The sequence below is a fragment of the Rhodoferax sp. genome (genome assembly GCF_023701345.1).
Lineage (GTDB): Bacteria > Pseudomonadota > Gammaproteobacteria > Burkholderiales > Burkholderiaceae_C > Rhodoferax.
This window is the reverse complement of sequence record NZ_JAMPXE010000143.1, coordinates 1-7,709: the sequence shown is the minus strand read 5'-3', so window position 1 is coordinate 7,709 and position 7,709 is coordinate 1. Positions and strand designations below refer to the sequence as shown.

Annotated in this window: 11 protein-coding genes; 8 read left to right on the top strand and 3 right to left on the bottom strand. The window is 60.0% G+C overall.

Annotated features, from left to right (window positions below):
• From NDI87_RS15200 to crcB, 8 genes are all read left to right on the top strand, one after another.
• On the top strand, window positions 1-984 hold a 984-nt coding region (locus tag NDI87_RS15200; RefSeq protein WP_296276289.1), incomplete at its 5' end, for a S1 RNA-binding domain-containing protein.
• 116 nt (window positions 985-1,100) lie between these two features.
• Window positions 1,101-1,394, top strand: a complete 294-nt coding sequence (locus NDI87_RS15195) for an integration host factor subunit beta (protein ID WP_296276288.1) — start codon at window positions 1,101-1,103, stop codon at window positions 1,392-1,394.
• 82 nt (window positions 1,395-1,476) lie between these two features.
• Window positions 1,477-1,779: a LapA family protein gene (locus NDI87_RS15190; RefSeq protein WP_296276287.1), complete on the top strand. Its 303-nt coding sequence runs from the start codon at window positions 1,477-1,479 to the stop codon at window positions 1,777-1,779.
• Window positions 1,769-2,926: a lipopolysaccharide assembly protein LapB gene (lapB, locus tag NDI87_RS15185; protein ID WP_296276286.1), complete on the top strand. Its 1,158-nt coding sequence runs from the start codon at window positions 1,769-1,771 to the stop codon at window positions 2,924-2,926. Before NDI87_RS15190 ends, lapB begins: the two co-directional genes overlap by 11 nt.
• Entirely contained in the window at window positions 2,923-3,852 is a 930-nt protein-coding gene (gene rfaE1 / locus NDI87_RS15180; protein ID WP_296276284.1) for a D-glycero-beta-D-manno-heptose-7-phosphate kinase, read from the top strand. The genes lapB and rfaE1 overlap by 4 nt, the downstream gene beginning before the upstream one ends.
• On the top strand, window positions 3,849-4,868 hold the full coding sequence (gene rfaD, locus NDI87_RS15175; protein WP_296276283.1) for an ADP-glyceromanno-heptose 6-epimerase: 1,020 nt from the start codon (window positions 3,849-3,851) through the stop codon (window positions 4,866-4,868). The genes rfaE1 and rfaD overlap by 4 nt, the downstream gene beginning before the upstream one ends.
• A gap of 27 nt (window positions 4,869-4,895) precedes the next feature.
• Window positions 4,896-5,183 (top strand): helix-hairpin-helix domain-containing protein, encoded by a 288-nt coding sequence (locus NDI87_RS15170; RefSeq protein WP_296276282.1) that lies wholly within the window; start codon window positions 4,896-4,898, stop codon window positions 5,181-5,183.
• A gap of 15 nt (window positions 5,184-5,198) precedes the next feature.
• On the top strand, window positions 5,199-5,582 hold the full coding sequence (gene crcB, locus NDI87_RS15165; protein ID WP_296276281.1) for a fluoride efflux transporter CrcB: 384 nt from the start codon (window positions 5,199-5,201) through the stop codon (window positions 5,580-5,582).
• 33 nt (window positions 5,583-5,615) lie between these two features.
• Here crcB and NDI87_RS15160 read toward each other — a convergent pair whose 3' ends face one another.
• The 3 genes from NDI87_RS15160 to NDI87_RS15150 are packed head-to-tail and all read right to left on the bottom strand — an operon-like array spanning window position 5,616 to window position 7,489.
• The gene (locus tag NDI87_RS15160) at window positions 5,616-5,915 is read right to left on the bottom strand and encodes a hypothetical protein (RefSeq protein ID WP_296276279.1); all 300 of its coding nucleotides are present in this window, start codon (window positions 5,913-5,915) and stop codon (window positions 5,616-5,618) included.
• 13 nt (window positions 5,916-5,928) lie between these two features.
• Window positions 5,929-6,183 (bottom strand): MoaD/ThiS family protein, encoded by a 255-nt coding sequence (locus tag NDI87_RS15155; RefSeq protein ID WP_296276278.1) that lies wholly within the window; start codon window positions 6,181-6,183, stop codon window positions 5,929-5,931.
• A 10-nt stretch (window positions 6,184-6,193) separates the two neighbouring features.
• Complete coding sequence (locus NDI87_RS15150; RefSeq protein ID WP_296276276.1) at window positions 6,194-7,489, bottom strand: FAD-dependent oxidoreductase; 1,296 nt, start codon at window positions 7,487-7,489, stop codon at window positions 6,194-6,196.
• Window positions 7,490-7,709: the final 220 nt, after the last annotated feature.

The window sequence follows — 7,709 nt, the reverse complement described above, 5'->3', positions numbered from 1 at the left end:
GTGGTGACCGCTGGCCAGGAAATCACCGCCAAGATCCTGAAGTTCGACACCGAGAAAAACCGTGTCTCGTTGGGTCTGAAACAAATGGGCGACGATCCTTGGATGGGCGTGAACCGCCGCTACCCGCAAGGCACCCGCATGTTCGGCAAGATCACCAACATCGCCGACTACGGCGCATTCGTGGAACTGGAACCCGGCATCGAAGGCCTGGTGCACGTGTCCGAGATGGACTGGACCAACAAGAATGTGGCACCGAGCAAGATCGTTGCCTTGGGCGACGAAGTCGAAGTCATGGTTCTGGAAATCGACGAAGACAAGCGCCGCATCAGCCTGGGCATGAAGCAGTGCAAGGCCAACCCATGGCAAGAGTTCGCACAGAACACCAAGCGCGGCGACCGCGTCAAGGGCCCGATCAAATCCATCACCGACTTCGGCGTGTTCGTCGGTCTGGCTGCCGGTATCGACGGCCTGGTGCACCTGTCTGACCTGTCCTGGAACGAGCCCGGCGAAGCTGCCGTGCGCGAATACAAAAAGGGCCAGGAAGTGGAAGCGCTGGTGTTGGCCGTTGACGTCGACCGTGAACGCATTTCTCTGGGTATCAAACAGCTCGACTCCGACCCGTTCACCACCTTCTCGTCGATCAACGACAAGGGTTCCGTGGTCACCGGCAAGGTCAAGACCGTGGATGCCAAGGGCGCCGAGATCGACCTGGGCGACGACATCATCGGTTACCTGCGTGCTTCGGAAATCTCCCGCGACCGCGTGGAAGATGCCCGCAACGTGCTCAAGGAAGGCGACGAAGTCAATGCCGTGGTGGTCAATGTGGATCGCAAGACCCGCAACATCCAGTTGTCGATCAAGGCCAAGGACGCCGCTGACCAGAACGAAGCCATGGCCTCGCTGAGCCAACAGTCCGCTCGTGAAAACGCCGGGACCACCAGCCTGGGTGCCTTGTTGCGCGCCAAGCTCGACAACAATAACTAAAGCGTTATTGCTGAACTGAATGGACGGCCGGTTGCTTAGGTGCATCCGGTCGTTTTTTTTCTTCCTAATCAGTTGGGGACAGAGCTAAAGGTTTGTCCCGCAAAGGTATTGGTTTTATGACCCGCTCCGACCTCGTTGAAGAACTTGCAGCCAGATTTGGCCAGATCACCCAGCGCGATGCCGAGTTTGCGGTCAAGGCGATTCTGGAAGCCATGAATGATGCGCTGGCACGCGGTCATCGCATTGAAATCCGCGGCTTTGGCAGTTTTTCCGTGAACTATCGCCCACCACGCATGGGACGCAACCCACGCAGCGGTGAAAGTGTTGCCATCCCTGAAAAAAAGGTACCCCATTTCAAGCCCGGCAAAGCCCTGCGCCTGGCAGTTGACCAACGCACGGTTGAACTGTAGCCGATGGTCTGATGCCGCCGCACAAGCCGCCTGCAACGGCCAGCTCAAACGGTAGAATCTTCCCAATCTCTGGGAATCGTCGATGAAACACATCCTGTGGTTGCTAAGGTGGATCGTCAAGATCGCCATTTTCTTTACCCTGTTCGCCTTTGCGCTGAACAACCAGCAAGTCACGACTGTGCACTTCTTCTTTGGCAACTACTGGCTCGCCCCGATGGTGCTGGTGGTGCTTGGCGCCTTCACCATTGGTGTGGTGGTGGGTGTTCTGGGCATGGCGCCCTGGTGGTGGAAACATCGCCACGCCCAACAGGGGCCGGCTTCTTCCCAAACCGCAACCGAGCCGACTGTGCCAGCCACTCCTCCTGTTTACGCCGATGGAATTTAACCTGAGTTGGGTTTTGCTAGGCCTGCCGCTGGCCTTTGTGCTGGGTTGGCTGGCATCCCGTCTGGATCTGCGTCAAATCCGGCTGGAAAATCGCCAAGCCCCCAAAGCTTATTTCAAGGGTCTCAACTTTCTGCTCAATGAGCAGCAAGACCAGGCCATTGATGCCTTCATTGAGGCGGTGCAAAGCGACCCTGACACCTCCGAACTGCACTTTGCCCTGGGCAATCTGTTTCGCCGGCGCGGCGAGTACGAACGCGCGGTACGCGTCCATCAACACCTGCTGTCGCGCGCCGACATCAGCCAGGCCGACCGACACCGGGCGCAACATGCCCTGGCCTTGGACTACCTCAGGGCCGGCTTGCTGGACCACGCCGAAGCCGCCTTGCTCAAGCTCGAAGGCACCGCCTTCGAAGCCCAGGCCCGCCTGGCTTTGCTGGCCAACTACGAACGCAGCCGAGACTGGCCACAGGCTGCGCTGATGGCAGATAAACTGGAACATGCCGCCCAGGGCAGTTTTACGCCGCGGCTGGCGCATTACCTGTGCGAACAGGCAGCCGCGCTGGTGGCCCAAGGCCAGCCAGGAACCGCTAAAGAACTGCTGCAGCGTGCCATCAGCAAAGCCCCGGAGGCGGCGCGGGCGCGTCTTGACCTGGCCCAAGTGCAGGCACAACTGGGCCAGAATATCGAAGCCTGGGACACCCTGATGCAGGCGCTCGACAGCGCTCCCGCCGCCATTCCCCTGATCGCCCACCCCCTGGCCGAACTGGCACTGCGCAGTGACAAGGGTGCAGTCACCCTGGCAAGGCTGCAACAACTCTATGCCGAACAGGCCTCGCTGGACGTGCTGGAGGCCATTGTCACCCTTTCGAATGCAGATACTGCAGAGCAAACCAGTGCCCGCGACTGGTATGCCCATCATCTGGACAAAGAGCCTTCGCTGGTGGCCGCCACACGCTGGATCGCAGGTGAAAAGCTGGAACACGAACAGTTTCATCCGCAGGTGCAACGCGCACTGGACCACGCCATCAAGCCCCTGCTGCGTTACCGCTGTGCGGCCTGCGGCTTTGAGGCCACCCAACATTTCTGGCAATGTCCTGGCTGCCAGACCTGGGACAGTTATCCCGCTCGCCGGGTAGAAGAGTTATGACCATTTCCAAAGAAAATATGTCGGCAGCCCGCGTGCTGGTGGTGGGCGACGTGATGCTGGACCGCTACTGGTACGGTGCCGTGGACCGCATCAGCCCGGAGGCCCCGGTCCCGGTGGTGCGTGTGACGCGCGAAGAAGAGCGCAACGGCGGCGCAGCGAATGTGGCGTTCAATGTGGTCACCCTCGGCGCCCAGGCTTCCTTGCTCACGGTGGTGGGCGAAGACGAAGCCAGTCACAAGCTGGAGTCGCTGGTGGCCGGCACCGGCATCCAGACCTATTTTGGCCGCGATGCGCAACTCAAGACCACGGTCAAACTGCGGGTCATTGGCCGCCAGCAGCAATTGTTGCGGCTTGACTTTGAAAACACGCCAAAAAGCGAGGTTCTGGCCTCACAAACCGCCACCTTTCTGGATCTCCTGCCCAGCCATCAGGCCGTGCTGTTTTCAGACTATGGCAAAGGCGGCCTGGCGCATGTCAGCGACATGATTGCACGCGCCGTCGAGGCCGGCAAACCGATCCTGATCGATCCCAAGGGTTCGGATTATTCGCGTTACCAACAGGCCTCCGTGATCACACCCAATCGGGTTGAGTTGCAGCAAGTCATTGGCGGCTGGCAAGACGAGCCTGACTTGCAGGCCAAGGTGCAAAACCTGCGCCAGCAGCTCGGACTGCAGGCGGTGCTGTTGACGCGCAGTGAGGAAGGCATGACGCTGTTTGATGCCCAGGGACGCATGGATGTCAAGGCGCAAGCGCGCGAAGTGTTTGACGTGACCGGCGCTGGCGATACCGTCATCGCAACCCTGGCCGCCCTGGTGGCAGCAGGCATGAGCCTGCGTGAGGCCTTGCCGTGGGCAAACCGGGCCGGTGGCCTGGTGGTAGGCAAGTTTGGGACCGCCACCGTTTCTTATGAGGAGTTATTTGCATGACCCGAATCGTTGTCACCGGTGCTGCCGGTTTTATTGGCTCCAACCTCATCCGAGGCCTCAACGACCGGGGCTTGAGCGACATCATTGCCGTGGATGACCTGACCCAGGGCGACAAGTTTCGCAACCTGGCAGACCTGCAGATTGCCGACTACGTGGATGCGGATGTCTTCTACAACGCATTTGAAGCCGACGCCTACGGCAAGGTGGAAGCCATTTTTCACGAAGGCGCCTGCAGCGACACCATGGAAAGCAACGGCAAGTACATGATGCAGAATAACTATGCCACCTCGGTGCAGTTGTACCAGAGCTGCCAGAAACGGGGCGCCCGCCTGCTCTACGCCTCCAGCGCCGCCACCTACGGCGGCTCTGACACGTTCCGTGAAGCGCCCGCCTTTGAGCACCCGCTCAATGTGTATGGCTACTCCAAATTGCTGTTTGACCAGCGCATGCGACGCGAATGTGGTCCGGCGTTTGAGAACGCCCTGGCCGGACTCACGCGGCAGGTGGCCGGCTTTCGCTACTTCAATGTCTACGGCCCGCACGAACAGCACAAGGGGCGCATGGCCAGCGTGGCGTTCCATCAGTTCAACCAGTTCAAGGCCGAGGGCAAGGTCAAGCTGTTTGGCGACTACGGCGGCTACGCAGCCGGCGCGCAGATGCGCGACTTCGTCTTTATTGACGACGTCGTCGCGGTCAACCTGTGGTTCTTTGACCACCCCGAAATTTCAGGCATTTTCAACCTCGGCACTGGTCGTTCCCAGCCTTTCAACGACGTCGCCAGTTCGGTCGTGAATGCGCTGCGCCAGAGCAACGGCCAGGCGCCCCTGACACTGGAAGCTTTGGTCAGCGAAGGCCTGCTTGAATACATACCTTTTCCCGATGCGCTGCGCGGCAAATACCAGTGCTATACCCAGGCCGACCTGAGCGCGCTGCGGGCCACCGGTTGCGATCATGACTTTGCGGATGTACAAACGGGAGTTGCCAGGTATGTGCAGTGGCTGGCACAACAAGGCTAATCCAGAACCACAATCAAGGAGACTGCCATGTTCAGGGAATTCCTCACGCTGATCGCCTTTTTGTCAGCACTGTCGTGTTACGCCGCGCTCGACATCAACAAAGCCTCCGAGGCCGAACTTGACAGTATCAAGGGCATCGGTCCGGGCACCTCCAGCAAAATCCTCACTGAGCGCAAAAAGGCCGCCTTCAAGGACTGGAACGACTTCATTTCCCGGGTGCCGGGCATTGGCGATGTCAAGGCGACCCAGTTTTCTGCCGAAGGCGTGACGGTGAACGACGCCGCCTTCAAGGCCGCGACGGCTGCCAAAAAATAAACCAAATTTCTGCGCATGCTGTCCGTGCTGGCAATTTGTATTGGCGCCTGCCTGGGCGCGTTGGCCCGCTGGGGATTGGGCTTGTGGCTTAACCCCGGGGCGCTGATTCCAATGGGGACGCTTGCAGCCAACCTGATTGGCGGCTACCTGGTCGGGGTGGCGGTGGCCGTGTTTCAGGCCCTGCCGCATATCGACCCGGCCTGGCGTTTGGCCATCGTCACGGGGTTTCTGGGCGCACTCACCACTTTTTCCAGTTATTCTGCCGAAGTGGTCGGCATGTTGGGGCAACAACGCTATTTGCTGGGTTTGGGCACAGCGGCGGTGCACCTCTTTGGCTCGCTGCTGCTGACCCTGGCTGGCATCAGGACAGTCACTTTTTTTATCACTTCATCCGGCTGATCTGTTGGAGGTAACGGCCATTACCTGGCGCGACTAGCCACCGCCGCGCTGCATGTACAAGTCAAAACGCTTCATGAACGCATAACGCGCCTGTTCGTCCACCCCGGCAAAGCGAAAGCTAACCTTGAGCACCGGGATGCTGATGAGCCCAATCACCCGGGGCTGCGCCGCCTGCCATTTCAAGCCCAGCGCCCCGTCGCCAATACGAACGCCGGCAGCACCCGCCTGCTGCTTCCAGTGGTGGTCGCCAATGGCCCTGGGAAGCCACATCAGCCATTCGGCCTCGGTGCAACCCATCTCACGCTCGAAGCGCTCGGCGTAAAAATCCTGCATGCGTTGATGAGCCTCAGCCGCCGGCAATGGGCGGCCAGATGGCCAGCACATCGCCCTCGGCAAGGGTTCGTGTGGCGCGCAGTTCGGGAGCGATGTAATGGCCATTGACCAGCACCAGGTGCACCAGTTTTTCAGGCAAACAATGTTGTTCCACCAATTGCCCAATGGTGGTCCCGGGTGCAACGTCCAGCTCAACCAGGTTGGTGTACTTGGCCTCGGATGGCAAATAGTCTGTCAAGGAGGCAAACAGTTTCAGGGTGATCTTCATGCCACAAACTTTAGCGCCGGCGCGCATCCGCTGCACCCGACCAGTCGCTTTGCCCTTGCGCTGCGGCCAGGTAGACTTCCATCAGGCGGGTCGGGTCCTGCTTCAAGGTGTTCGCCCAGTCGCCCAATTTGATCTGGCCTTCGACCAGACCACGCATCACGCCGACATGCTCGGTCCAGCCCACGCTGTTGCAGCCCACCAGCACATCGTCCTTGAACTGCAGGCTCAGGTGGCGCCCGGCGGCCTTGTCGGTCAGCTCGACATGCTCACCCCCAGGCACCCCCTGCCAGTCGCCAAAACTCGCAGATATCAGCCCCAGGGTGTCCAACACGTTGATTTGCGTGACGCCCTTGAGCTTGGCCCTGGATGGCTGACCACGCGAGAAAGCCACCATGTTCATGGCGGCAATGCGCGCCTGCTCGGCGGCATTGGGCTGGATGGCGCTGACAATCATCTTGCCGCTGACCTTGTCCAGCGCCTCAGCGCAGTCGCCGGCGGCATAAATGCCGGGCACATTGGTTTGCAGGTGCTCGTCGGTCAGCACGCCCAGCAGGCAGGTCAGTCCTGAGTTTTCCAGATAACCAATCGCAGGGCGAACCCCGGCGGCGCTGATCACCAGGTCGGCCTGCATGGTTTTGCCGTTGGAGAGCTTGACCGTCAACGGCGCACCGGGCTCAATCGACTCGACCTTGGTACCAGTAAACACTTCCACACCCTTGGTCTCGCACCAGTCGCGGATCATGCCGCCGGCGGTCGGCCCCATCATGCGCGGCACCATGCGGTCGCCCATTTCGACCACGCTCAACTTCACCCCGCGCGCGGCCAGCGCTTCCATGATGATGCAACCGATAAAGCCGGCGCCAAGTTGCAGCACGCGGGCGCCGGGCTGGGCCAGCGCCGCAATGGCACGCGCATCGGCCAGTGTCCAGCAGCGGTGAACCCCTTCAGACTTGATGCCGGGGATGGGTGGCGTCACGGGACGCGAGCCAGTAGCCACCAGCAAGGTGTCAAAACGGATGCTTTCACCCCCGTCAAGCACAACAGTTTTGGTGGCTGCCTGCACATGCTGCACATGCGTCACACGCACTTTGATCTTCAAGTCGTCAAAGTGCGTCGGATTTTTGCGCAGATAGGTGCCTGCCTCGTCGATGTTGCCCATCAACAGATAGGGAATGGCCATGCGCGAATAAGACGGCTCGGGCTCATCGCCAATGATCGTGATGCTGTCCAGCGGGGCCTGTTTGCGGATGGTCTCGGCGGCAATGACGCCGGCCGGACCGGCGCCGAGGATGACGTGGTGGGTCATGATGATTTCTCCAGAAAAAAAGCGGCCGTTGACGCCGCTTGTTTGTGACTCTGCGTCCATCCCATTGAGCGAAGCGCGGCAATCCATGACTTCCCGGATTGCCGCGTCGCTGCGCTCCTTTCGATGAACACCGAGTTTTGGTTTGTTGTGGGGTCGAATTTATTCGACCATGGCGGACTAAAGTCCGCCCCACAGGGTTCAAGGTCCATATGCGGTAGCG

Coding starts and splice junctions, on each gene's coding strand:
- NDI87_RS15195 (WP_296276288.1), top strand. CDS start 1,101: ATGACCCGCTCCGACCTCGTTGAAGAACTTGCAGCCAGATTTGGCCAG.
- NDI87_RS15190 (WP_296276287.1), top strand. CDS start 1,477: ATGAAACACATCCTGTGGTTGCTAAGGTGGATCGTCAAGATCGCCATT.
- lapB (WP_296276286.1), top strand. CDS start 1,769: ATGGAATTTAACCTGAGTTGGGTTTTGCTAGGCCTGCCGCTGGCCTTT.
- rfaE1 (WP_296276284.1), top strand. CDS start 2,923: ATGACCATTTCCAAAGAAAATATGTCGGCAGCCCGCGTGCTGGTGGTG.
- rfaD (WP_296276283.1), top strand. CDS start 3,849: ATGACCCGAATCGTTGTCACCGGTGCTGCCGGTTTTATTGGCTCCAAC.
- NDI87_RS15170 (WP_296276282.1), top strand. CDS start 4,896: ATGTTCAGGGAATTCCTCACGCTGATCGCCTTTTTGTCAGCACTGTCG.
- crcB (WP_296276281.1), top strand. CDS start 5,199: ATGCTGTCCGTGCTGGCAATTTGTATTGGCGCCTGCCTGGGCGCGTTG.
- NDI87_RS15160 (WP_296276279.1), bottom strand. CDS start 5,915: ATGCAGGATTTTTACGCCGAGCGCTTCGAGCGTGAGATGGGTTGCACC.
- NDI87_RS15155 (WP_296276278.1), bottom strand. CDS start 6,183: ATGAAGATCACCCTGAAACTGTTTGCCTCCTTGACAGACTATTTGCCA.
- NDI87_RS15150 (WP_296276276.1), bottom strand. CDS start 7,489: ATGACCCACCACGTCATCCTCGGCGCCGGTCCGGCCGGCGTCATTGCC.